Here is a 25119-nt window from a genome sequence, read left to right as displayed (position 1 = left end):
ACAATGCGCGGCGAAACCGGAGGTGTGGTCATCGCCTGGCGTGAGGATGCAGGACGCTGAATAGCCTCACAGTGAACTAGCTACATCAAACAGTACAGCTAACGAAACCCGGGAAGTTTCTGATCGCCATGACAACTGCGAACCCTTTGACGACTGGAACGGAAGCGGTAACGGCCCCACAGGCGTTGGAACCACGTCCTGTGCGCGAAGCCGCGGCGCCGGCGCAGCCTGCCCCCGCGCAAGTGGCGTTCACGGGGCGCATCGTGGTGGGCCTGCTCGGCATGTTGTTCGCTTCGTTGCTGGCCATCCTCAACGAACAGGTGACCGCTGCGGCGATGGCCGATATCCAGGGCGCGTTCCTGATCGGGCATGACGACGGGACGTGGCTCACCTCGCTCTTCGAAGCCGCCAACGTCGCGACGATGGTGTTCGCCCCCTGGTTCGGCATCACCTTTACGCTCAAGCGCTTCACGATCGGCGCTGTGCTCGCCACGATGTTGTTCGGGTTGCTGTGCCCGTTCGCTCCGAATCTGGCGACGCTCTATGTCCTGCGTATCTTCCAGGGAATCGCGGGCGGCTGTCTGCCCCCCATGCTGATCATCGTGGCGCTGCGTTATCTGCCGCCCAGGTTCAAGCTGTATGGGCTCGCCGGCTATGCGCTCACGGCAACCTTCGGGCCGGCGCTCGGGACACCGCTCGCCGCGTTGTGGACGGAGTTCGTGAGCTGGCGCATGGCGTTCTGGCAAATCGTTCCGCTTGGCGTGCTGTGCTGTATCGCGATTCAGCAGGGGCTGCCCGCCGATCCGGTCAAGCTCGAGCGCTTTCGTACTTTTAACTGGATAGGTTTGGTCACGGGCTTCCCGGCGTTCGCCATGCTCGTGACCGGGCTTTTGCAAGGCGACCGGCTCGACTGGATCGAATCGGAGTTTATCCGCGTGATGTTGGGCGGCGGCGCACTGCTGCTCGTGGTCTTCCTCGTCAACGAGTGGTTTCAGCCCGTGCCTTTTTTCAAGCTCCAGTTACTCGAGCGCAGGAATTTCACGCACGGCCTCTCGACCTTGGTCGGCACCGTGATCCTGCTGGTGGGCGTCGCCGCTATACCCGGGCAGTTTCTCGCCAAAGTTCATGCGTACCGGCCGCTGCAGACGGCGCCGCTCTCGCTGCTGCTCGCCATTCCGCTGCTGATTACGCTTCCCTTGACGGCGGCTCTGTTGAATACGCGGCGCGCCGATCACCGCTGGGTGATCGCAATCGGTCTGTCGCTGATGTTCACGACCTGCGCACTCGGCAGTTTCATGACGTCCGAGTGGATTCGCGACAACTTCTACGTGCTGCAGGCGCTGCAGATCATCGCGCAGCCCATGGTGATCATGTCGATCCTCATGGGCGTCACGACGGGGTTGCCGCCAACGGAGGGCCCGTTCGCTTCGGCCATGTTCAATACGGTGAAGACGTTCGCCGCCGCCATCGCGACGGGGGTGATTGAGGGCGTAGGCACCGCGCGCGAACATTTCCATTCGAGCATGCTCGTCGACCAGTTGGGCAACCGCGCGCTGGTGACGGGCCCCGGCCTAGACACGTCTTACGCGCTGGGGCAACTCGCGCACCGTATTCACGAGCAGGCCGTCGTGCTGACGTCCGCCGATCTCTACCGGGTGATGGCGTGCGTTGCGCTCGTTCTGCTTCTTCTTGTTCCGGTGCTGCCGGTGCGGATCTATCCGCCGTGGAGCACTACGCCGCCGGCTTCGAAATGAGGTACGTTTTCCATGTCATCGACCAAACCCAACTCCACGCCGTCCAGACTGAAATGGCTACGTATTGCAGCAGTCGTCGCCGTTGTCGGCGTCGCTGCCTGGGCAGGCACGAAGCTCCTGTCTCACTCCAGTGCGGAATCCACGAACGACGCCTACGTCACCGCGGATTTCACGCTGGTCGCGCCGCGCGTCGCGGGGCAGATCACGGACGTACTGGTGAACGATAACGAGAACGTGAAGGCGGGCCAGCTGCTGGTGCGCATCGACGACCGCGACTATCACGCCGCGTTGATGAGCGCCGAGGCCGAGGTGGCGGGCGCGAAGGCGTCGGTGGCGAACTTCGACGCGCAGATCGCGCGCCAGCCCTCGCTCGTCGATCAGGCGCGTGCCACGCTGCGCTCCGACGACGCGTCGATCGGCTTCGCGCGGGCCAACGCGGCGCGCTACCAGAATCTTTCGACGGCGGGGGCAGGGACCGCGCAGGAGCAGCAACAGGCTTCGAGCACGCTCGCCCAGCAGCTTGCGCAGCAGTCGCACGACCAGGCGGTGCTGACGGCCACCCAGCAGAATCTGGACGTCCTGCGCACCGAACGCGACAAGGCCGCTGGCGCGCTTCAACACGCCGAAGCGGTGCTCGAACAGGCGAAGCTCAACCTCTCCTATACGGAAATTCGCGCCCCCGTCGACGGCAAGGTGGGGCGCCGCTCGGCGCGGGTCGGCGCCTTCGTGACGCCCGGCGCCCCCGTGCTCGCAATCGTGCCGCTTTCGGATGCGTATGTCGTCGCCAACTTCCAGGAGAGCCAGATCACCAACATGCGGCCCGGCGAAAGCGTGCGCGTGACGGTCGACAGCCTGCCCGGCGTCGTGATTCATGGCCGCATCGACAGCCTGGCGCCGGCGACTGGCGTGAGCTTCGCGCCGATCGCACCCGACAACGCCACGGGCAACTTTACGAAGGTGGTGCAGCGCGTGCCCGTGAAGATCACGATCGATCGCGGGCAGCCTGCTGCAGCGGCATTGAGCGTCGGGCTCTCGGTGGAAGCCGAAGTGGCCGTTGGCCGGGGCGCAGAAGCGACGGCTGAGGGAGCGGAAAGAAAATGAACACGAGTCAATATTCTGTTCGCGCAATCCTTCTCCCGGTTCTCGCGTGTCTCGCAATGGCGGCTTGCACCGTCGGTCCCAACTTCGAACCGTCAAAGTCGCCCACGCCGGAGGTCTTCAACCGCACGCAGACGGCGCAGGCGCCGAGCAAAGCCGTGGAAGGCCAGTTCGGTCCGGAATGGTGGACGCTGTTCAACGATCCGGTGCTGAACGGTCTGGAAAAGCAACTCGCCGATGCGAACCTGGACGTGGCAGCTGCCTCCGCGCGCCTGCTGCAAAGCCGCGCCGAGCGCCGCGTAGCGGGCGCAGCCGAATATCCGACGCTGGACGGCGCCGCATCGTATAACCGCGAACGCGGCAGTGAAAACGGCATCCTCTCGCTGCTTGGCGTGACGCCGACGCAGAGTCAGCCGCAGTCGGCCTCGGGCAGCGCGCCGCTCGGCGTGGCGGCCATGCCGGGCTCGAAGGGTTCGCCCGCCTATAACCTGTATCAGGTCGGCTTCGACGCTTCATGGGAAGTCGACATATGGGGGCGTGTGCGACGCAGCGTGGAAGCGGCGACGGCGCTTTCGGAGGCCTCTTATGAGGACCGGAACTCGGTCTTGCTGAGCGCGCGTGCGGAGCTTGCGCGAGACTATATCGAACTGCGCGACACGCAGGAACTCCTGCAGATCGCGCGTCAAAACCTGGACATCGCCAACGACGCGCTGAAGCTCACGCAGGTACGCGCGCATGAAGGCGTGACCACGGACCTCGATGTCTCGAACGCTTCGGCGCAGGTGGAGAATATCGAAAGCCTGATTCCCACGCTCGAATCGCACTCCGAAACGACGATCAATGCCATCGGCCTGCTGCTCGGCGAGGAACCGGGCGCGCTGCGTCAGACGCTCGCCGCAACGCAGGAGGTGCCCGTACTGCCGGCGCAGGTGCCGATCGGCTTTCCTTCCGAACTCGTGCAGCGCCGTCCGGATATCCGCAAGGCGGAAGCCGAACTGCACGCGGCGACGGCGTCGATTGGCGTGGCGAAGGCCGATTTTTATCCGCGCATCATGCTCAATGGCAGTGCAGGCTTTCAGAGTCTTCAGCTCTCGAGTCTGGCCAGTTGGGCGTCAGGGCAGTTCGTCGTTGGCCCTTCCATTACGTTTCCTATCTTCGAAGGCGGTCGCCTGAAAGGAACGCTCCAGTTGCGCGAGGCGCAACAGCAGGAGGCGGCGATTGCCTACAAGGCGACGGTGCTGCGCGCGTGGCAGGAGGTGGACGACGCGCTCGTCACCTACGACGCCGAACAGCGCCGCCGCGACCGGCTGGCCCAGGCCGTGACGATGAACGAGCGCGCGCTCTCGGTCGCGCGGGAGCGGTACAAGGCCGGGGCGCTCGACTATCTCGACGTCTTGAACGTGCAGAAGCAACTGCTCGAAGCACAAAGCAATCTCGAACAAAGCAGAGCCACGGCGGCTACGAATCTCATTACGCTTTGTAAAGCGCTGGGAGGGGGATGGGAGTCGACTTATGGCGGGTAAGCCATAGCCCGGATGCGCGCTTGTCATTCGGAACGCGCGCCGTTTAACGATAACAATGATTCGTATGTCCGGACACGACGACGTATGGGAATCGACAGCACGACGCCGGCCGGGGATTGCGCGCAACTTTTCCAGCGTGATCGGCTTCATCAACGTCGCGCTCACGGGCAGTCTTGCCGAGGCTTCACGCCAGCTGGGTGTTTCCTCGCCTTCGTTGAGCAAGAGCATCGCGCGGCTTGAGTCCTCAGTTGAATGTACGCTTGCTGGTGCTTCGTGGCGCGCCGTCTTTGCGAGTCGGGGCTCGTGGTCTGCGCCGCGCTGGCCTGTCTTGCGCAACACGGCGCGCCGATTGCCATCGACGATCTGCTGCGGCACAGGCTGATCTTGCAGAGAAACGCAGATTCGGGCCGGACTGCCGAATGGGTGTAGGCTATTTCGTCTGCTACCGCAACCGGCCTCGCACGCCTTTGAGAATCAAGGTGTTCGCCGACTATCTCTTCAGCTTTCTGGCCGGCTGTTGATTCCTATGTTGCCTTACGTCGATGCATCGAAGGTTAGGTGCATCCGCTCATCATTGTTCAGGACAATCAATGATTCCGCGGCGCTCGCCATGGCGCGCGTGCAAAATCATTTCCGGATGAAGATCGCATCATGACAGGAGCGTCCGTCGTGGATCTCGCTGGATATGAGCTGGTGCCGCTGCGCGATGACAGCGATTTTTCACTGTATCGCGCCCGCAAACGCAGCCATCCCGGCTCGGTGCTCACGCTGGTCGCCAGACGGGCGGACCCGGTGGGCGTGAAGCGGCTCGAGCGCGAATACGCCCTCGCCGAGCTGCTCGATTCCAGCTGGGCAGCGCGGCCGCTTGCGTTCTACCGGCACAGGGAGCCGCCCATGCTCGTGCTCGACGACGACGGCGGAGAACCACTCGATCGCTCGCTTGCTGGCCCGTTCGAACTCGCACGGCTGTTGCGCATTGCGGTCAATCTCGCGAAGGTGGTCGGCCACGTGCATCGATGCGGCCTCGTTCACAAAGACATCAAGCCAGCGAATGTGCTCGTGGACAGTGGCGGCAACGTGCGCCTCACCGGCTTCGGTATTGCTTCGCAACTGGCGCATGAACATCAGCCGCCTGCACCGCCCGAGATCGTCGCCGGAAGCTTTGCCTATATGGCGCCTGAGCAGACCGGTCGCATGAATCGTTCGATCGACACGCGCAGCGATCTCTATTCGTTCGGCGTCACGCTGTACGAGATGCTCACCGGGGCGCTGCCGTTCAAGGCCTCGGATGCGATGGAGTGGATTCACTGCCATATCGCGCGCAAGCCCACGCCGCCCCGGGCGCGCCGCGACGCAATTCCACAGGCGCTCGAGGGCATCGTGCTCAAGCTGCTCGCGAAGGCCGCCGAGGACCGCTATCAGACCGCGGCGGGACTCGAGGCCGATCTGCGTTCTTGCCTCACGGCATGGGAAGCGCACCATCGCATCGATCCATTCCCACTGGGGGAGCACGACGCGTCCGACCAGTTGCTGATTTCCGAAAAGCTGTACGGGCGCGAGCCGCAAATCGAAGCGCTGACCAGCGCGTTCGATCGCGTGGTGGGCAGCGGCTCGGTCGAACTGGTGCTTATCTCGGGCTATCCGGGCATCGGCAAGTCGTCGGTCGTGAACGAGCTGCACAGGGTGCTCGTCCCGCCGCGTGGTCTCTTCGCATCCGGCAAGTTCGACCAGTACCGGCGCGGCATTCCGTATGTGCCATTCGCGCAAGCCTTCCAGACACTGGTGCGCAACCTGCTGAGCAAGCGGGAAGCCGAGGTCGTGCCGTGGCGTCGCGCACTGATGGAAGCACTCGGGCCTAACGGTCAGCTGATCGTGAATCTGATTCCTGAACTTGCGCTCATCATCGGCGAACAGCCGGCTGCGCCGACGCTGCCGCCGCAAGACGCGCAAAACCGCTTTCAGATCGTATTTCGACGCTTTCTCGGTGTATTTGCGCGGCCGGAGCATCCGCTCGCCTTGTTTATCGACGATCTGCAATGGGTGGATACGGCGACGCTCGACCTGCTCGCGCATCTCGCCACGCATCCGGACGTGCGGCACGTGCTGCTCGTGGGCGCCTATCGGGACAACGAGGTCGACGCTTCGCACCCGTTCGCGCGCACGCTGGAGTCGATTGCCCGCGCCGAAGGCAAAGTGCAGCAAATCGAGCTTGCGCCGCTCACGAGGGACAGCGTGACACAACTCGTGGCGGATGCGCTGCACTGTGACCGCGCGAGCGCCGCTCCGCTGGCGGAACTGGCACATGAAAAGAGCGGCGGCAATCCGTTCTTCACGATTCAGTTTCTAACCGCGCTCGCCGATGAAAACCTGCTTGCATTCGACCCGCGCGCCGCGAAATGGGGCTGGGAACTGCCGCGCATTCGCGCGAAGGCCTACACGGAAAATGTCGCCGATCTCATGGCGGGAAGGTTGGGCCGGCTGCCGCCCGCGGTGCGCGACGCATTGGGCCAGTTGGCGTGCCTTGGCAACGTCGCCGAAGTCGCCGCGTTGGCCTGGGTTCAGGGCGGCTCCGAAGAGAAGCTGCACGCGGACCTGTGGGAAGCCGTGCGAACGGGGCTCGTCTTTCGCGAGGCCAATGTCTATGAATTCGCGCACGATCGCGTGCAGGAGGCAGCGTACGCGCTGATTCCCGCCAACGACCGTGCTGCCGCGCATCTGCGGATCGGGCGGGCACTGGCGTCGCGCACGCCGCCGGACGCACTGGAAGCTGCGATTTTCGACATCGTGAACCACCTCAATCGCGGCGCGGCGCTGATCGCGGACGCAACGGAGCGCGAGCAGGCGGTTGCCTTGAACCTCGTCGCGGGCAGGCGGGCCATGGGGTCGACGGCCTATGTGGCCGCACGCGGCTATCTTGCGCAAGGCGTGGCGTTGCTGTCGCCCGATGCGTGGACGCAACGCTACGAGAGCACGTTCGAACTCTATCTCGCGCTTTCGGAGTGCGAATATCTGGTGGGCGACTTTGCGAAAGCAGATGCCCTGGCGGACATGATGCTCGCGAGAGCCCGCTCCAGTCTCGATCGCGCCAGGGTCTACAGCTTACGCATCGAGTTGTACCAGCTTGCCGGACGATATGACGAAAGCTTCGCTGTCGCGCTCGTTGCGCTGCGCGGCTTTGATATCCACTTTCCCGAGACCGAAGAGGGTATTCAGGCGGCGTTCCATGCCGCCCTGCACGACGTTCAGGTCAATCAGGCGGCCCGTGCCATCGCCGAACTCGTCGCGGCACCGGTGGCGATGGACCCCGCGATCCACGCGATCGTCAATCTGCTCCTTCAGGCGATGAACTGCGCGTTTGCCGCGCGGCCCGCGTTTTATCCGCTCATCACGCTCAAGGCGGTCAATCTGTCCTTGCAGCATGGCATGACCGATAACTCGAGTTTTGCGTTCGGCAATTACGCGCTCATGCTGGTTTCGCTGATCGGCGATATTCCCACGGCGGTTCAGGTTTCGGAGATGTCACTGAAGCTCAACGAGAGGTTCGGCAATCGGCACCTGAATGGAAAGCTGCTTCATCTGTATGGCGCCCATGTCAATTTCTGGCGCCGCCACATCGCCGCGAATCTCCCGGTGCTGGAAAGGGCGACCGCCGAGTGCATGGAAGTGGGCGATTTCGTTTTTGCCGGCAACGTGGCGTTCAATGCCGTCTGGCAGTCGCTCGAGAGCGGCGCTGCGCTCGAAGACGTGCAGGCGATCGCCGAGAAGTACGCGTCGCTCATGCGGCAGAGCCACAACGACGCCGTCTACGAACTGGTTCGGGTCGAACGGCAATGCGTCATCTGTCTGCGGGGCAGGACCACTAAACCGTTCGATTTGAATGACGAGACCTTCGACGAAACCGCCTGTTTCGAGGCGATCGTCAGGTCGAATTTTGGTTGCGCCATTGGCGTCTATCGAATCATCAAGGTCATGCTCGCGTTTCTCGACGGCCGCTACGTCGACGCGCTGGCGGCCGTGCAGCAGGCGCAGGCCGTGCTGAATTCGGTGATGGCGCTGGCGATCGAACCGACCTTTCACTTTTTTCATATGCTCACCTTGGCGGCCCTTTTTCCCGAGTCATCTCCCGAGCAGCAGGAAATGTACAAACGCATGCTCGCAGAGACACTCGAGAAGTTTGAAATGTGGGCCGGACAGTGTCCCGAAAACTATCAGAACCGCCATGCGTTGCTCAGCGCGGAATTCGCGCGTCTGGAGGGGCGCGAGCTCGACGCCATGCGCCTGTACGAGGAGGCCATTCGCTCTGCCCGCGAGAACGGCTTTGCGCAGCATGAAGGACTTGCGAGCGAACTGGCGGGCCGTTTCTACTTGCGTATGGGCCTCGCGACGAGCGCCGAAGGTCATTTGCGCAATGCGCGCCGGTGCTTCGACGCGTGGGGCGCGCAAAGCAAGATCATGCAGCTCGACAGCGAATTCCCGCGCCTCGCCGACCTGGAAGGGAGCACGCTGACGTCGACGCACAGCTTCGACTGGCGCGAGTTCGACGCAGCAACACTGCTCAAGGCTTCTCACGCGCTCTCCAGCGAGATCGAACTGAAGCGGCTGGTCGAACGCCTGATGACGATCGCGCTGCAAACCGCAGGCGCCGACCGTGGGCTGCTGATCGTGCCCGAGCAGCCGGACGGCTACCGCATCGAGGCGGAGGCGCGTATCGACGGCAACGGGATCGAGGTGAGGCGATTACCAGGCAGCGGCTCGGCCACCCCAGCCGCGCTACTGCGCTACGTCATGCACACGGGCAAGCGCGTCATCATCGACGATGCCGTGACGTCCAGTCTCTTTCCCGAAGACGGGTATCTGGCGAGCGGCGCCACGCGCTCCGTGTTCTGTCTGCCGCTCGTCAGGCAGGGCGAACTCAGTGGGCTGCTGTATCTGGAGAACACCGAGACCTCGCACGTGTTCACCGCACGCCGCTCCGCACTGCTCGATTTGCTCGCGTCCCAGGCCGCCATTTCCCTGGAGAATACCCACCTGTATGCGGATCTTCAGGAACGCGAAGCAAAGGTGCGGCGCCTCGTGGACTCCAATATCATTGGCATCCACATCTGGGACTTCGAAGGCAATGTCGTCGAAGCCAACGATGCGTTTCTGCGCATCGTGGGCTACACGGCCGCAGACCTGCGCTCCGGGCAGATTCGCTGGCCCGACCTGACGCCGCCGGAATGGCATGAGCGCGACGAACAGGTGAAGGCCGAATTGCAGGCCACGGGTAGCGCCAAACCGATCGAGAAGGAATATATACGCAAGGACGGCAGCCGCGTGTCCGTCATGGTCGGCGCGGCGGCGTTTGGCGACCGCGAGGGGCAGGGCGTCGCGTTCATACTCGACCTGACCGACCAGAAGCGCGCGCAACAGGAAGTGCAAGACAGCGAACGACGCTACCGCGAACTCCAGACGGTGCTGGCGCATTCGAACCGCGTGGCGACCATGGGGCAGTTGTCGGCGTCGATCGCGCATGAAGTGAAGCAGCCGATCACCGCCATCGCGGCGTACGCGAGTGCAGCCTTGCGCTGGCTCGCGGCGCGCCCGCCGAATTTCGACGAAGTGCGTCTCGCGCTGACCCGCATCGTCGCGGATAGCGACCGCGCCAACGGCATCGTCGACAGGACCCGCGCCTACTTCAAGAAAGAGCCGCTGCGCACCGATGGGCTCGACGTCAACGACATGATTCGGGAACTGATCGCGCTCGTGCGCGGCGAAGCCAGCAAGTGCGGGGTCGAACTCACGGTGCAACTCGCCGAGGGCTTGCCGCGCGTGCAGGGCGACCGGGTGCAATTGCAGCAGGTCATGCTCAATCTGATGATCAACGCCCTCGAGGCGATGAGCGAAGTGAAAGCCGGCGAGCGCACGTTAGTGATCCGAACCGGCAGGAATGACGATAACGAACTTTGCATCACCGTGCAGGATTCCGGGCCGGGACTCGCCGCCGGCAACCTCGAGGGCGTATTCGAGGCGTTCTTTACCACCAAGCCCGACGGTCTCGGCATGGGGCTGCCCATCTGCCGCTCGATCGTGCAAAGCCACGGCGGGTGCCTGTGGGTGACGCCGAACGCCCCCGTTGGCGTCAGCTTCCATTTCACGCTTCCTGCACAAGGTAACGCTTCGCCCCCAGCGCGCATTTAGCGCCGCCTCGCGAAACCATTCGACCCTTCGGATCGCCGCGATTTCCGCCTTGTCGCGATGGCCGGAAACGCGCCGGGAATGTCCCCAAACCGTCGCAGCTAGTCCCTCGGCCGGGAGCCGTAAAACGTAGACTGTTCTCGTCGGCGGTCAATGACTGCCGGTCCTGGCGGGGAGTCATGGAGATGCCCGGCCACTCGACTTGACGCGCGCTGCGATGCGGACTCTCTTCGGTCCGCGCGCAGTGCCCAGATTCCCTAAAGGAAGGACGTATGAGCGAAGCAAACCAGGGCGCGGTGCGCCAACTGAAACATTTCATCGACGGTCAATACACCGCTGGCGTGAGCGGGCGATTCAACGACGTCTACGATCCCGCGCAGGGCCGCATTTCGGCGCGCGTGCCGGTTGCGAATACCAGTGAGGTTGCCGCCGCCGTCGCGGCCGCCAAAAGCGCGTTTGCGGCGTGGAGCGAAACCCCGCCGCTCAAGCGCGCGCGCCTGATGTTCAAGTTCAAGGAACTGCTAGAGGCGCATCTCGACGAAATCGCCGAACTCATTACGCGCGACCACGGCAAGCTGTTTTCGGACGCGAGGGGCGAAGTCATGCGCGGCATCGAAATCGTCGAATTCGCGTGCGGCATTCCGAACCTGCTCAAGACCGGTTTCACCGATCAAAGCAGCAGCGGCGTCGACAGCTGGAATTTGCGTCAGCCCGTGGGCGTGATTGTGGGCGTCACCCCGTTCAATTTCCCGGTGGTGGTGCCGTGCTGGATGTTCGTCATGGCCACCGCGACCGGCAACACGTTCATTCTCAAGCCCTCGGAGCGCACGCCGTCGTCGTCGATCCGGCTGGCGGAACTCTTCATCGAGGCGGGCTTCCCCAAAGGCGTGTTCAACGTGGTGAACGGCGACAAGGGCACCGTCGACGCGCTGATCCAGCATCCCGATGTGGCCGCGATGTCCGTCGTCGCCTCCACGCCGGTGGCCGAATATATCTACGCAGAGGGCGCCAAACGCGGCAAGCGCGTGCAGGCGCTGGGCAGTGCAAAGAATCATCTCGTCGTCATGCCAGACGCGAATCTCGATCAGGCCGTCGATGCGCTGATCAACTCCGCATACGGCTCGGCGGGCGAGCGCTGCATGGCGACCTCGGTCGCGGTGGCGATAGGCAGCATCGGCGACGAACTGATCGAGCGTCTCGCGCCGCGCGTGCGCGCGCTGCGCATCGGCGCGGGCATGGAGCCCGATCTGGACATGGGGCCGCTCATCAGCGCCGCGCATCGCACCAAGGTGCTGGGTTACATCGATGCAGGCGTCGAGGCTGGCGCGAAGCTCGTCGTGGACGGGCGCGGCCATACCGTGGCGGGACACGAAGAGGGCTTCTTCCTGGGCGGCTCGCTTTTCGACGACGTGAAGCCGGATATGAAGATCTATCGCGAAGAGATTTTCGGGCCGGTGCTTTCGGTGGTTCGCATGCCGGATCTGGCCAGTGCTATCGAGCTTGTCAACGCACACGAACTCGGCAATTGCGTCACGCTGTTCACGGCCGATGGCGCCGCGGCACGCACGTTTACGCGGCAGATTCAGATCGGCATGGTGGGCATCAACGTGCCGAGTCCGGTGCCGTCGGCGTGGCATTCGTTCGGGGGCTGGAAGCGCTCGCTGTTCGGCGATCATCACGCCTACGGCGAGGAAGCCGTGCGCTTCTACACGCGCTACAAGAGCGTGACGCAGCGCTGGCCCGGCAGCATCGACAAGGGCGCGGAGTTCGCCATGCCCGCTTCGAAGTAAGTCGGGCGCGGCGTGAAAACGCCGCGCGCTTGAAGATGGCCGGCGCGGTCATGGCCGGCTATCTCGCTTTGCAATTTGCGTAATCGATTTTTCGAAGCGAACGTTAGCTGGCCGTGATCTTCTGAACCCATTGGCTGCGCCAGGCGGGCGCTTCAAAGGGATCCGAAAAATATTGGGTCTCGTGAACGACCTTGCCGTCATGGAATTCCATGATGCTCACGGTGAAAGCGGATCGCCCCTGGTAAGCGATGATGTATTCGGTCACCCACAGATTGCCTTCGCCCTGCATTCGTCTGACTTCGAAACCGGACGGCTTGCCGGGATGATGGCCGCGCAGGGCCTGCAAATTCCTGCGCCCGAGAATGCGTTCGCCGGATTGAGGGTAGTCGCAGATGGCGTCGTCGGCGTAGATGTCGTGTTCGGCTTCGAGATCGCCGGCCGCCGACGCCTGCCAGTGCGCATTGAGCGCTTCACTTATGTTCGTGTGTTGCATGAAACACCTCCGGGACAAAGTACGGCAACACTTCGCTGTGCAACTCGTCGAGTACGTCGGCGTAAGGGCGCGGCGTGACTTTCGGATTCAGCGCGACGTGGCTCACGCCCGCTTCGCGTGCCGCTTCGAGAAAATGTCTGAGCGAACGGCTGCCGATAGCGAAGCCGCCCTTGATGGCGCGGAACGGGTAATCGGGCCGCGGATGCAGATAGAGGTACCCGCCAAAGGCAACCGGTTTGAAGGCTTCGCGGCCCATCGACCGGGCGACCTGGTCTTTCCAGCTGCGCACGAATGCGTCGAGCGCGGCGGGGCCGGGCACGAAGCCGAGGTAGCCGTCCATATGTGCCGCGATCCATTCGAGGCTCTGCTGTGCCCGGCCGACGGCAATGGCCGGGGTGCGTCCGTAAGGCGGCTTGGGCAACATGTCGAGCGTGCCGCCCGATTTACCGAAGCGTGGCGAGGAAAACACGGGAAAGGGCTGCTCGCTCACTGTTCGATAGGTCTCGAACGCGTCGCGAAACCGCTCGCCACGCGTATCGAAGTCGATGCCGAAAACGGGATACTCGGAAGGTCTGTCTCCCGAGGACATCCCTAACAGAAGCCTTCCATTCGTCAACTGGTCGAGTGAATTCACCTGCTTGGCCAGCAAAAGCGGTTCGCGCATCGGCAAGACGATGCCTGTCGTGCCGAGCGCGATTTCCTTCGTCACTGCCGCGAGGCTGGCGATATACACCAGCGGCTCGAAGATCTGGCCCGCATCGCCATACGCAGGATCGTAGAACGGAATGTCGCGCATCCACAGCGCGGCCACGCCCATTGCTTCGGCGCGCTGAGCCATGGCGATGTGATCGCGCATGGTCGGAACCGGCGAGTCCGGATGCGTTTCGAGCGGCAGGATCAGTCCGACCGTGAGCGCGTCCTCGCGAAACACGCGGCGCCACGCGGGCTGCGCTGAAAGCGCATGCTCGGCGGGCGCGGAAGCCTTCATTGCGGTGATTGCTGACATATCCATTGCGTTTCGCCTTGCGCTTTCCCATTTGCGAACCAAGGTTACGCACGAACGGCGCTGATAAAAACCACCGGCGATGAACAACAGTTGATACTCGCGCTCAATAACGCGGGGAATTCAAACAGCGGACATGCGCGCCTTGAGGCGCGGCGACATGAAGTCGAGAAACGCGCGCAGCTTGAGCGGCAGCGGCGTTTGGCCGGCATGGACGAGATGGATCGGCATGGGCGCCAGCCCGAAGGTTTCCAGAACGAGCTGCAAGCGGCCTTCCTGCACGGCGTTCGCGACCTGATAAGAGAGAACCCGCGTCAAACCGGTCCCGAGCGTCGCGGCATCGATGGCCGATTCCGCCGTGTTTGTCACGAGCCGCGCGTGGATCGGCACGTTCTGCTCCGACTTTTCGCCGGCAAACGTCCACGTGCGCGACGCATTGATTCCCTCGAAACCGATGCACGCATGATCGGCGAGATCAGCCGGGTTTTGCGGCGTGCCGCGCTCGGCGAGATACGCGGGGCTCGCGCACACCACAGGGCGCGTTTCGCCGAGGCGTATCGCCACGAGACTGCTGTCCGGCAGCTGGCCGATGCGTACCGCAACGTCCACGTGGTCTTCGAGAAAATTGACGTTGCGATCGGTCAGCACGAGGCGGGCGTCGATCTGCGGATATTGCGCGAGAAAGGCCGCCATCACAGGGACCACATGCAGCCGCCCGAAGACCACGGGCGCCGTGGCCACGAGCGAGCCCTTCGGCGCCGCGTATTCGCCGGTCACGGCGCGTTCGATTTCGCCGATGTCCTCGAGAATGCGCCGGCACGACGCGACATAAGCCTCGCCGGCCTCGGTGAGCGAGAGGTGCCGTGTGGTGCGATGGAGCAGGCGGGTCTTCAGGTGCGCTTCGAGATCGCCGACCTTGCGGCTGACTGTCGCCAGCGGCTGGCCGAGTTGCCGGGCCGCGGCTGACAAACTGCCTGCATCGACGACTGCGACCAGGATGGACATCCCTTCGAGACGGTCCATGGTCTTCTCGATCACTGGAAGGGAGATCCCGATGTTAGCGGATTCTCTTCCGGCGCGAGCGCGCAGCGCCTTTGCGCGCGCGGCTCAGGCCGTCATGCGCTCTCGGCGTTGACGAGTTCGCCCGCAGTGCGCTCGCGCAGGCGCGGCGATGCGAAGTCGAGGAACGCGCGCAGCTTCAGCGGCAGGGGTGCTTGCCCCGCATGCACGAGATTGACGGGCAGCGGCGCGGCTTCAAATGTGTCGAGCACGACGCGAAGCTCGTTGGCCCGAACGGCGCGTGCAACCTGGTAGGACAGCACGCGTATCAAACCCACGCCGAGGACCGCGGCTTCGATGGCGGCGTCCGCCGTATTCACGGCAAGCCGCGAATGAACGGGCACGGACTGCTCTGACTTGCCGGAGCCGAAAGACCACGCCCGCAGCGACGCGAGCGCCTCGAAGGTAATGCATTGATGGCCTGCCAGGTCCGCGGGTTCGGCTGGCACGCCGTGCTTCGCGAGATAGGCGGGGCTGGCGCAAATGACGCGGCGCACCGTGCCCACGCGCGTTGCGATCAACGTGCTATCGGGCAACTCGCCAATGCGGACCGCGACGTCCGCGTGTTCATCCATCAGATGAACGACACGATCGGTCAGCAGGAGATTGATGTCGATCTCCGGATACTGCGCGAGGAATTCCGCCACCACCGGCACCACGTGCAAGCGGCCAAACGCAACGGGCGCGGTAACCACGAGTCCGCCTTTGGGCGCGGCGTATTCGCCCGTGGCTGCACGCTCGGCTTCGCCGATGTCTTCGAGAATGCGCCGGCAGGCGGCCACGTATGCGGCGCCGGCTTCCGTCAACGAAAGCTTGCGCGTCGTGCGGTGAAAGAGACGCGTCTTCAGGTGTGCTTCCAGTTCCCCAACCTTGCGGCTGACCGTGGCGAGCGGCATGTCGAGATGCCGCGCGGCAGCCGAGAGACTGCCCGCATCAGCGACCGAAACGAGGATGGCCATGGCTTCGAGGCGATTCATGGACCCTATCAAATAGTGGAAGGATGAATCTTGATCGTGAGGGATTCTCTTCGTAAATGCAAGCGCGTAACGTTCGACCTCAATCTGGATCGCGGCAATCCGCTGCAAAGACCGGAGAAATTCAACGAATAAGGAGGTTGTCGTGAGCGGCTTATCCAGCACCCCAGAAAGTGCAGCAACGCCCGCCGTCGCATCGCGCGGCAAGATCGTCATGATGGCGGTCGTCGCAGGCGCAGTGATCACAAACATCTACTGCACGCAGCCGATCCTGCCGCTGATCGCAGCGGGTCTGCGGGTCAACATCACAACGGTGGATCTCGTCGCAGCGGCGGCGCTGCTCGGCTTCTCGACCGGTCTCGCGTTGCTGCTGCCGCTTGGCGACCGCTTCGACCGGCGCAAGCTCGTGCTCACTCAAATCGCGCTCGCACTCGTTTTCGCGGCGACAGCGGCGGTGGCGCCCGGCATCTGGGCACTGATCGCGGCTTCGTTTGCGCTTGGGATCGTGAGTTGCGTGCCACAGCAGCTCGTGCCCTTCGCCGCCGTCATGTCGTTGCCGAGCGAGCGGGGGCGTAACGTCGGCACCGTCGTGAGCGGCATCATGGTCGGCATCCTCGTCGGCCGCACGATCGCGGGCGCAATTGGCGCGGCGTGGGGCTGGCGCGCGGTGTACGGCGTGGAAGCCGCGTTCATGGTGCCGGTCTTTATCGCCGCCGCTGCGTTGCTGCCGAAGGGCGTGCCCTCCACGAATCTTTCGTATGGACGTCTGCTTGCTTCGCTGTGGCCGCTCGTTCGCGACAATCGCCCGATTCGCGAATCGATGATCATCCAGGCGCTGCTGTGGGCCTGTTTCAACGCCTTCTGGGTCAATCTCGCGGCGCTGCTCAAGAGCGGGCCGTGGCACCTCGGCAGCGCGTGGGCGGGCGGCTTCGGCATCATCGGCGCAGCCGGCGCGTTCGCCGCATCGCTGGGTGGCAATGCCACCGACCGCGTGGGCTTTCGCAAGGTCATCGGCGCGAGCATCGTCATCGCGACGCTCGCCTACGTGCTTCTTTCCGGCGCGGCCACGTCGCTCACGCTGCTGATCGTGGGCGTGATCGTGCTCGATATCGGCGTGCAGTCCGGTCTCGTTTCTAACCAGACTCGCGCTTTCTCAGTCGATCCGAAAGCACAAGGCCGAATCAACAGCCTCTATATGACGGCCACGTTTTTCGGCGGCGCAGTCGGTGCGACGGTCAGCGGCTGGCTCATGAGCCGCTTTGGCTGGTCGGGCATCGTCGCCTTCGGCGTTGTGCTCGGAATTGTGGCTTCCGCTATCCACTGGATCGGTGCGCCTCGCGAGTCCGCGGGCCGGATCCCATCAAACGCAGATTGATTCAAGGCATCGAGAATCTGCTTGCTGGAATCCGCCGCGGTTAGGGGCGATGCCAGCTTCAATACTGGAATTATCATGATTGGCATCGTGCGCGTCGCGCTGAAACGGCCTTATACATTTGTCGTTCTGGCCGTGTTTATCCTGATCGTCGGCGTTTTGTCGGCGTTTCGTACCCCTACGGATATTTTTCCTCCGATCAATATCCCTGTGATTAGCGTGGTATGGCAGTACACGGGGCTTTCGCCCGACCAGATGGAAGGTCGCGTGATGGCTCCGTATGAGCGGGTGTTGACGACCACCGTGAACGGCGTTCAGCACATCGAAGGCACGTCGCTTACCGGCTACGGCATTGTCAAGATCTTCTTTCAGCCTGGCACCAACATTGGTACCGCGAATGCGCAGGTGACCGCCATTTCGCAGGAGATTTTGAAGCAGCTGCCGCCCTCGGCGACGCCGCCGTTCATCATCAATTACAACGCGTCGACGGTTCCGATCATCCAGCTCGCGCTTTCGGGCAAGGGCCTCTCGGAACAGAATCTGGCGGACCTCGGCAAGAACCAGTTGCGGCCGATTCTCGCGACGGTGAACGGCGCTGCGATCCCGTTTCCGTTTGGCGGCAAGGACCGGCAGGTTCAGATCAACATCAAGCCGTCCGAACTCGAAGCGCGCTCCTTGTCGGCCGAGGACGTGCTCAATGCGTTGACGGCGCAGAACCTCGTGACGCCGGTCGGCACCGAAAAGATCGGCAACTACGAGTACACGCTGCAACTGAACGATGCGCCGGAGACGATCGCGGCCATTGCGAATCTGCCGATCAAGTCCGCCAATGGCACCGTGGTGCACATGCACGATGTGGCTGACGTGACCGACGGCAGCCCGCCGCAGCCCAATATCGTTCACGTGGAAGGCAAGCGTTCGGTGCTGCTCACCGTGTTCAAGAACGGTTCGGCATCCACATTGTCGATCATCGGCGGCATTCGTCAGAAGGTTGCCGACGCGAAGGCCTCCTTGCCCGACGCGCTCCAGATCGACGCAATTGGCGACCAGTCGATCTTCGTGCGGTCTGCAATCAAGGGCGTGGCGCGCGAGGGCTTGATTGCCGCCTTGCTCACGAGCGTGATGATCCTGCTGTTCCTGGGTAGCTGGCGCTCGACGATCATTATCGCGACCTCGATTCCGCTCGCGATTCTCGGGTCGATTTCAGTGCTCTCGGTGCTAGGCGAAACGCTCAATATCATGACGCTCGGCGGGCTCGCGTTAGCGGTGGGGATTCTCGTGGACGACGCCACCGTGACCATCGAGAACATCAACTGGCACCTGGAGCAAGGCAAGGACGTCGAAAGCGCGATTCTCGACGGCGCGGCACAAATCGTGACACCCGCGTTCGTCTCGCTGCTTTGCATCTGCATCGTGTTCGTGCCGATGTTCTTCCTGAATGGCGTGGCGAGGTTCCTGTTCGTGCCGATGGCCGAGTCGGTGATCTTCGCGATGATTTCCTCGTTCATTCTCTCGCGCACGCTCGTGCCGACGATGGCGAAGTACCTGCTGAAGTCCCATGCGAATGAGCAGGGACATCACGAGTCTGCCGGCGTGTGGGCGCGCTTTCACCGTGGATTCGAGCAGCGCTTCGAACGCGTGCGTGCGAACTATGCCGCGATGCTCGAACGGGTGCTGGAACGTCGCCGCACGTTCGTGATTGGCTTCTTTGCATTCGTCGTGGCGTCGTTCGCGTTGATGCCGCTGCTCGGGCGCAACTTCTTCCCGGACGTCGATGCGGGCCAGATCCTGCTGCACGTGCGTGCGCCCGTGGGTACGCGTGTGGAGCGAACCGCCGAGATCTTCGCCGAGGTGCAAGCGCAGGTGCGCGCGACGATCCCGCCGTCCGAACTGGGCACCGTGGTGGACAACATTGGACTTTCCACCAGCTCCATCAATACGGCCTACAACAACACGGGCACGATCGGCCCGCAGGACGGCGACATCCAGATCTCGCTGAAAGAAGGCCATGGGCCGACGGCCGCTTATGTGCGCAAGCTGCGCGAATCGCTGCCGCGCGCGTTCCCCGGCGTGACGTTCTCGTTCCCGCCCGCGGACATCGTGAGCCAGATCCTGAACTTCGGTTCGCCCGCACCGATCGACCTGCAGATTCGCGGCAACAATCTGCCGGCCGACTTCGCCTACGCGAACTCGTTACTGCGTCAGATCCGCCACGTGCCCGGCGTCGTCGATGCGCGCATCGAGCAGTCGCAGGCCAATCCGCAGTTCAATATCGACGTCGATCGGGACCGCGCATCGCTTCAGGGCCTCACCGAACGCGATGTGACCAACAGCCTCGTGGTGCACATGGCGGGTTCGAGCCAGATCGCCCCGACCTACTGGCTCAACGCGGCCAATGGCGTGGAGTATTCGATCGTGCTGCAGACGCCGCAGTACAGCGTGGATTCGCTCTCGTCGCTCGTGAATCTGCCGGTGAGCGGCGGGGCCGAGGCCAACGATGGGCAAATTCTCGGCGGGGTCGCGAGCATTCACCGCACGGCCAGCAACGAAGTGGTGAGCAACTACAACGTGCAGCCGATGGTCGAGGTGTTCGCCACGACCCAGGGCCGCGATCTCGGCGCCGTCGCCGCCGACATTCGCCACATCGTCTCGGCCAATGCCAAGGAAGCGCCCAAGGGGGCGAAGGTCGTTCTGCTTGGCCAGGCTCAGACGATGAACAACGCCTTCGGCGGGTTGTCGTTCGGGATTCTGGGCGCGGTTGTGCTGATTTACTTGCTCATCGTCGTCAATTTCCAGTCGTGGTCCGATCCGCTCGTGATCGTGGCGGCATTGCCTGGTGCGTTGGCCGGCATCGTCTGGATGTTGTTTGCGACGGATACCACGCTCTCGGTGCCCGCACTGACCGGCGCAATCATGTGCATGGGCGTGGCTACGGCCAATTCGATTCTGGTGGTGAGTTTCTGCCGCGAACGTCTGACCGAGCACGGCGACGCGTTCAAGGCTGCATTGGAAGCCGGTACGACCCGGTTTCGGCCGGTCCTCATGACGGCACTCTCGATGATCATCGGCATGGCGCCGATGGCATTGAGTCTTGGCGAGGGCGGAGAGCAAAACGCGCCGCTGGGCCGAGCGGTGATTGGCGGACTGCTGTTCGCCACTGCCGCAACGCTTTTTCTCGTGCCCGCTATTTTTTGCATGATCCACTCGCGTCGGGGTCGCACATCGACGGCCGCGCAGATTACCGGAGATTCGATCCATGTCCTCTGAACCCACAACACGCGCCGCACTCGCGCAGCGTCAGCTTTCTTTAACAGGCATTGTCGGCGGTGCGCTCGCCGTCCTCATCGTGGCTGGTGGCGTCTCGCTTCGCATGAAGCATGAGCATCAACTCAAAGACTGGACCGAGGCGCAAGCCGTGCCGTCCGTGAATGTCGTCGTGCCCGCGCCGGAGGCGCCGGGCGGCGCGCTGGACCTGCCCGGCAGACTGGAGGCTTTCGAAAGCGCGCCCATCTATGCACGCGTGAGCGGATACCTGAAATCGTGGAGCGTCGACATCGGCACACCGGTGAAGGCAGGCCAGACGCTCGCCGAGATCGAAACGCCCGAACTCGATCAGCAGTTGATCCAGGCGAAGGCCGACCTCGCGAGCGCGCAAGCCGATGCCGCGCTCGCGAAAACGACCGCGGCACGCTGGCAAAGTCTTCTGGACTCCGATTCAGTATCGCGCCAGGAGGTCGATGACCGCACGCAGGACTACGTGGCGAAGCAGGCCCGCGTGGCGGCAGCGCAGGCCAATCTGGACCGGCTGGTCGCGACCAAGGGCTTCGCGCGGATCGTCGCCCCGTTCGACGGCGTGATCACTGCACGCAACACCGACGTTGGCGCATTGATCAATGCGGGCGGCGGTACGGGGCCGCAACTCTTCTCTGTATCGAGCGTGGACAAGCTGCGCGTGTACGTACGCGTGCCGCAGGAATACGTGCCGGCGGTCAAGCCCGGTGGAACTGGCACCTTCACCGTACCGGAGTATCCGGGCAAGACATTCACCGCCACGGTGGTGGGTCAGGCCGACTCGGTGAACGCCGCATCGGGCACGTCGCTCGTCCAGCTGATGGTCGATAACCCCGGTCATTTGCTGTTGCCGGGCGACTTCGTGAATCTGCATTTTTCGCTGCCGGCGCGCGCCAACGCACTGCGGGTGCCGGCGAGCGCGCTGATATTCGACAACCGGGGGCTGCGGCTGGCCACTGTCGATCGCAGCGACACCGTTCACTTCAAACCCGTTTCGATCGTGCAGGACCTCGGCAACGCGGTCGATATCGGCTCGGGGCTGGCGCAGAGCGACCGCGTGGTCGACGCGCCGCCCGATGGTCTTGTCGAAGGCGACCATGTTCAGGTGATCGCGTCCACGGCCAAAGGTGACAAGCATGACTAAGTATCTGAAACTCGCCACGCTGGTGAGTGCCGTGGTGCTCGCCGCGTGCTCGCTCGCGCCGCACTACGAGGTTCCGGAAACACCCGTGGCGGCGCAGTACCAGACCCAGGGACCATGGACCGTGGCCAGCCCCGCTGACCAGCTCGATCGCGCGGGATGGTGGAAGCTGTACAAGGAGCCGGAACTCGACGACCTCGAGCAACGGCTGATCGCGAATAACCCCGACCTGAGCGCGGCGCTGTTTCACTATGAGCAGTCGCAGGCGTACATCAGGCAGGTCAAGTCGCAGATGTACCCGCAGGTTTCCGCTGTGGGCAATGTCCAGCGCGACCGCGAGTCGGACTCGCGGCCGTTGCGCAGCCCGACTGGGCCGACCGATTACAACTCAGCCACGCTGGGTGTCGAAGTCGACTACGAAGTGGACCTTTGGGGACGCGTGCGCGATTCCGTCGCCGCAAGCAAGGACGAAGGTCAGGCGTCGAAAGCGGATCTCGCCTCGACGCAGTTGAGCCTGGAAATCGAGCTGGCCCGAAGCTATATCGACATGCGGGGTCTCGATCAGCAGATTCAGCTGATCGAGGGGACCCAGGAGGCGTACCAGAAGGCGCTCGACCTGACCCGCAACCGGCATGGCGCGGGCATCGTGTCAGGTCTCGACGTGGCGCGCGCCAGCAACCAGTTGTCATCGGTCCAGTCCGAACTCACCCAGATCAAGGCAAGGCGCGCATTGCTCGAACACGCGGTGGCGGTGCTGGTCGGCGCTTCGCCTTCTGAGTTCCAGCTCGCACCGAGTACCGATTCGATCGCGTTGCCCGTGATTCCGGTCGGGGTGCCGTCGACGTTGTTGCAAAGGCGGCCTGACGTCGCCGCAGCCGAGCGGCGCATCGCGGCGGCCAATTCAAAAATTGGCGTGGCGCGCGCGGCGTATTTCCCGACGCTCACGCTCAGCGCGCAGGGCGGCGTGCAAAGCTCGGTGCTCGGCAATCTGCTCAGTCTTTCCAGTTCGTATTGGGCGATCGGACCGTCGCTGGCGGTGTATCTGCTGGACGGCGGCAAGCGCCACGCGCAGCTGGATTCGGCGAAGGAGGCCACGGCGGAGGCAGGGGCACGCTATCGCAGCGTGGTGCTGGCGTCGTTCCGGCAGGTGGAAGACAACCTCACGTTGCTCGACGATCTGGGCACCGCGACGAATCAGCAGCAGGACGCCGCCAATGCCGCCCAAACCGCGCTCAACCTGGCGCTCGCGCGCTATCAGCGCGGCGCGGTGAGCTACCTGGATGTGGTCGAGGCTCAATCGGCCGAGCTGGAATCGCAACGCAGTGTCATCGCGCTTCGCACGCGGCAACTGGATGCGAATGTCGACCTCATTCACGCGCTCGGCGGCGGCTGGACCACGGACGACCTGAAGGCCGGTTGAATTTCATACAACAAGGACAGCAACGTCATGAACCTGCTTGACATGATCGATTTCCCGAGCAATCTGCGCGATCTGGATGAGCGTGAGCTTCAGCGCCTCGTGGACGAGGTTCGGGAATTCGTGATCGAAAGTGTGTCGAGTACCGGCGGCCACCTGGCATCGAACCTCGGTGTGGTGGAGTTGTCGGTTGCCCTTCACTATGTATTCGACACGCCGCAAGATCGCCTGGTGTGGGACGTGGGGCACCAATGCTACCCGCACAAGATCCTGACGGGCCGAAAAGCGGCCATGGCAAGCGTGCGGAAAGTGGGCGGGATGGCCGGTTTCCCCGCGCGCGAAGAGTCGCCTTACGACGCGTTCGGTGTCGGGCACGCCGGCACGTCGATTTCGGCGGCGGTCGGCATGGCCCTGGGCCTGCGCGGTCGGGACGCCCGCGTCGTTGCGGTGATCGGCGATGGCTCATTGTCCGCGGGGATGGCGTATGAAGCGCTGAATCACGCAGGGTCCTGCGAAACGCTGCCGCTGACGATCGTTCTGAATGACAACCGCATGTCGATTTCACCGGCGGTCGGCGGACTGAATGATCATCTCGAGGCGCTGGTTACGCGCTGGCGCGACGAAGCGAACGTCCCCATATCCACGCTATTCGAAACGCTAGGTCTGGACTACGTCGGTCCCATCGATGGCCACGATATGGCGAATCTACTCGCCACGCTGCGGGACGCGAAGACACGCAACCGGCCGCACGTCATCCACGTGGTGACGAAGAAAGGAAAAGGTTATCGACCTGCGGAACTGGACCCCGTTGCGTACCACGGGCCGAGCCCGTTCAAACCCGATACCGGGTTGGTGCGCAAGAAGGGCGGCAAGCTGACCTATAGCCAGGTATTCGGTCAATGGTTGTGCGACGCGGCGGCAACGGATGAGCGCATCTTGCGATACCCGCGGGCGACAACGGGATCTGAAGTCATTGAGCAGACGAAAGAAACACTGCCGCTCGGAAGAGGCATGGTTTGCCGCGTCTCCGGCAAGCGGGACAGCGCGCGGGTGGCGTTTCTCGCGTTCGGGCCCTTGCTCTCGGTCGCGATGGAAGTCGCAAGGGAGATCGATGCGACCGTGGTCGATATGCGCTTCGTCAAACCGCTCGATGAAGACTTGCTGCTGACGGTTGCCAACGAGCACGAGGTGATCGTGACGATCGAAGAGGGCACCGTGCTTGGCGGCGCGGGCGCCGCATGCGCCGAGCGGATCGCGGCGGAAGGGTGGGCCGTACGCATGCTGCGGCTCGGACTTCCCGACGCCTTTGTCCCGCACGGCGACCGTGCCGAACTGCTCCGTTTGAATGGTCTCGGAGTCTCAGGCGTGCGGGAAGCAGTCCTGGCGTTTACCGAGGCGGTAGACCTGCTCGACCCGGTTGAATGACTGCCCCGCGCCTCCGGTTTGGGTTACGCGATGTAAAGAGTGAATTGAGGCTGGCCTGGTTGGTGGCGTGGGGCGTTGATCCTATAGTTATCGAGACTGGTTATCCAGACAGAGAGGTGAAAAATGAAGTTCGCGATGAAAACTGAAATCCGCCCGGACGATCTTTCGACGATCGTCCATGCGATGAAGTCGGTGGACGCCGACGCGAAGGTCGATGTCGATGTTGGCGCGCAAACCGTGAGCGTCGATTCGTGGTTGATGCCCGAAGAGTTTCTGGTTGCGTTCTACGACGAGGACATGGATGTCGGCATTGCCGAGTGGTAGGAAACAGTCAGCCGTCAGCCACGGTGGCCCGGATGCGACGCATCCTGGCCCATAAACAACCGTATTGCTGACGCGCGCCGCTTCAATCGTTGTCAGAATTCTTGGAACCCTTTCTCACAGTATTTCCAGGCGTACGTCAAAAGAGTGCCGGGTGGACTGTGCTTCATGCGGAGAACCCCCTGACGCTGTCGTCCACGAGCTGGTAGGGGACATACGCTGTTCTTGAGTCGGAAGGGAAATGATCCGTTGTGTTTGGCCGCTGACCGCATCAGCGCCCG

General features: G+C 63.2%; 16 protein-coding genes. 12 read left to right on the top strand and 4 right to left on the bottom strand.

All coding sequences use genetic code 11. The annotated features are described in order from the left end of the window. The first annotated feature begins 128 nt into the window (after positions 1-128). The 6 genes from AB4Y43_RS02635 (at position 129) to AB4Y43_RS02610 (ending at position 12342) form a co-directional block, all read left to right on the top strand. The gene (locus tag AB4Y43_RS02635) at positions 129-1754 is read left to right on the top strand and encodes an MFS transporter (RefSeq protein WP_368618695.1); all 1626 of its coding nucleotides are present in this window, start codon (positions 129-131) and stop codon (positions 1752-1754) included. Between the two features lie 12 nt (positions 1755-1766). Beyond that, positions 1767-2855 (top strand): HlyD family secretion protein, encoded by a 1089-nt coding sequence (locus AB4Y43_RS02630; protein ID WP_368726975.1) that lies wholly within the window; start codon positions 1767-1769, stop codon positions 2853-2855. Next, the gene (locus tag AB4Y43_RS02625; RefSeq protein WP_368726974.1) at positions 2852-4375 is read left to right on the top strand and encodes an efflux transporter outer membrane subunit; all 1524 of its coding nucleotides are present in this window, start codon (positions 2852-2854) and stop codon (positions 4373-4375) included. The genes AB4Y43_RS02630 and AB4Y43_RS02625 overlap by 4 nt, the downstream gene beginning before the upstream one ends. A gap of 55 nt (positions 4376-4430) precedes the next feature. Continuing rightward, positions 4431-4757, top strand: a complete 327-nt coding sequence (locus AB4Y43_RS02620; protein ID WP_368726973.1) for a LysR family transcriptional regulator — start codon at positions 4431-4433, stop codon at positions 4755-4757. 269 nt (positions 4758-5026) lie between these two features. Continuing rightward, positions 5027-10555, top strand: coding sequence for an AAA family ATPase (locus AB4Y43_RS02615; RefSeq protein ID WP_368726972.1), 5529 nt, complete (start codon positions 5027-5029; stop codon positions 10553-10555). Between the two features lie 269 nt (positions 10556-10824). Beyond that, positions 10825-12342: a CoA-acylating methylmalonate-semialdehyde dehydrogenase gene (locus AB4Y43_RS02610; protein WP_368726971.1), complete on the top strand. Its 1518-nt coding sequence runs from the start codon at positions 10825-10827 to the stop codon at positions 12340-12342. A gap of 103 nt (positions 12343-12445) precedes the next feature. On the opposite strand, the gene AB4Y43_RS02605 is transcribed toward AB4Y43_RS02610, so the two are convergent. From AB4Y43_RS02605 to AB4Y43_RS02590, 4 genes are all read right to left on the bottom strand, one after another. Continuing rightward, a complete protein-coding gene (locus AB4Y43_RS02605; protein WP_368618689.1) occupies positions 12446-12835 on the bottom strand; it encodes a nuclear transport factor 2 family protein in 390 nt (129 codons plus the stop codon). After that, on the bottom strand, positions 12813-13847 hold the full coding sequence (locus tag AB4Y43_RS02600) for an LLM class oxidoreductase (protein ID WP_342948930.1): 1035 nt from the start codon (positions 13845-13847) through the stop codon (positions 12813-12815). The genes AB4Y43_RS02605 and AB4Y43_RS02600 overlap by 23 nt, the downstream gene beginning before the upstream one ends. A gap of 114 nt (positions 13848-13961) precedes the next feature. Then, complete coding sequence (locus tag AB4Y43_RS02595; RefSeq protein WP_368726970.1) at positions 13962-14861, bottom strand: LysR family transcriptional regulator; 900 nt, start codon at positions 14859-14861, stop codon at positions 13962-13964. Positions 14862-14953: 92 nt separating this feature from the next. Further along, the gene (locus AB4Y43_RS02590; RefSeq protein ID WP_368726969.1) at positions 14954-15874 is read right to left on the bottom strand and encodes a LysR family transcriptional regulator; all 921 of its coding nucleotides are present in this window, start codon (positions 15872-15874) and stop codon (positions 14954-14956) included. 142 nt (positions 15875-16016) lie between these two features. Between AB4Y43_RS02590 and AB4Y43_RS02585 the strand changes: the two genes are divergently transcribed. From AB4Y43_RS02585 to AB4Y43_RS02560, 6 genes are all read left to right on the top strand, one after another. After that, positions 16017-17246: an MFS transporter gene (locus tag AB4Y43_RS02585; protein ID WP_368726968.1), complete on the top strand. Its 1230-nt coding sequence runs from the start codon at positions 16017-16019 to the stop codon at positions 17244-17246. A 75-nt stretch (positions 17247-17321) separates the two neighbouring features. Next, entirely contained in the window at positions 17322-20510 is a 3189-nt protein-coding gene (locus tag AB4Y43_RS02580; protein WP_368726967.1) for an efflux RND transporter permease subunit, read from the top strand. After that, positions 20500-21678, top strand: coding sequence for an efflux RND transporter periplasmic adaptor subunit (locus tag AB4Y43_RS02575; RefSeq protein WP_368726966.1), 1179 nt, complete (start codon positions 20500-20502; stop codon positions 21676-21678). The genes AB4Y43_RS02580 and AB4Y43_RS02575 overlap by 11 nt, the downstream gene beginning before the upstream one ends. Beyond that, complete coding sequence (locus AB4Y43_RS02570; RefSeq protein ID WP_368602538.1) at positions 21671-23095, top strand: efflux transporter outer membrane subunit; 1425 nt, start codon at positions 21671-21673, stop codon at positions 23093-23095. The genes AB4Y43_RS02575 and AB4Y43_RS02570 overlap by 8 nt, the downstream gene beginning before the upstream one ends. 27 nt (positions 23096-23122) lie before the next feature. Next, on the top strand, positions 23123-24517 hold the full coding sequence (locus AB4Y43_RS02565) for a 1-deoxy-D-xylulose-5-phosphate synthase N-terminal domain-containing protein (RefSeq protein ID WP_368726965.1): 1395 nt from the start codon (positions 23123-23125) through the stop codon (positions 24515-24517). Positions 24518-24640: 123 nt separating this feature from the next. Further along, a complete protein-coding gene (locus tag AB4Y43_RS02560; protein WP_069265958.1) occupies positions 24641-24841 on the top strand; it encodes a hypothetical protein in 201 nt (66 codons plus the stop codon). The last annotated feature ends 278 nt before the right edge of the window (positions 24842-25119 follow it).

The organism is Paraburkholderia sp. BR10872, from assembly GCF_040965835.1.
Classification (GTDB): domain Bacteria; phylum Pseudomonadota; class Gammaproteobacteria; order Burkholderiales; family Burkholderiaceae; genus Paraburkholderia; species Paraburkholderia nodosa_A.
The sequence above is the reverse complement of the archived record's forward strand: the minus strand, read 5'-3'. Positions and strand labels throughout refer to the sequence as shown.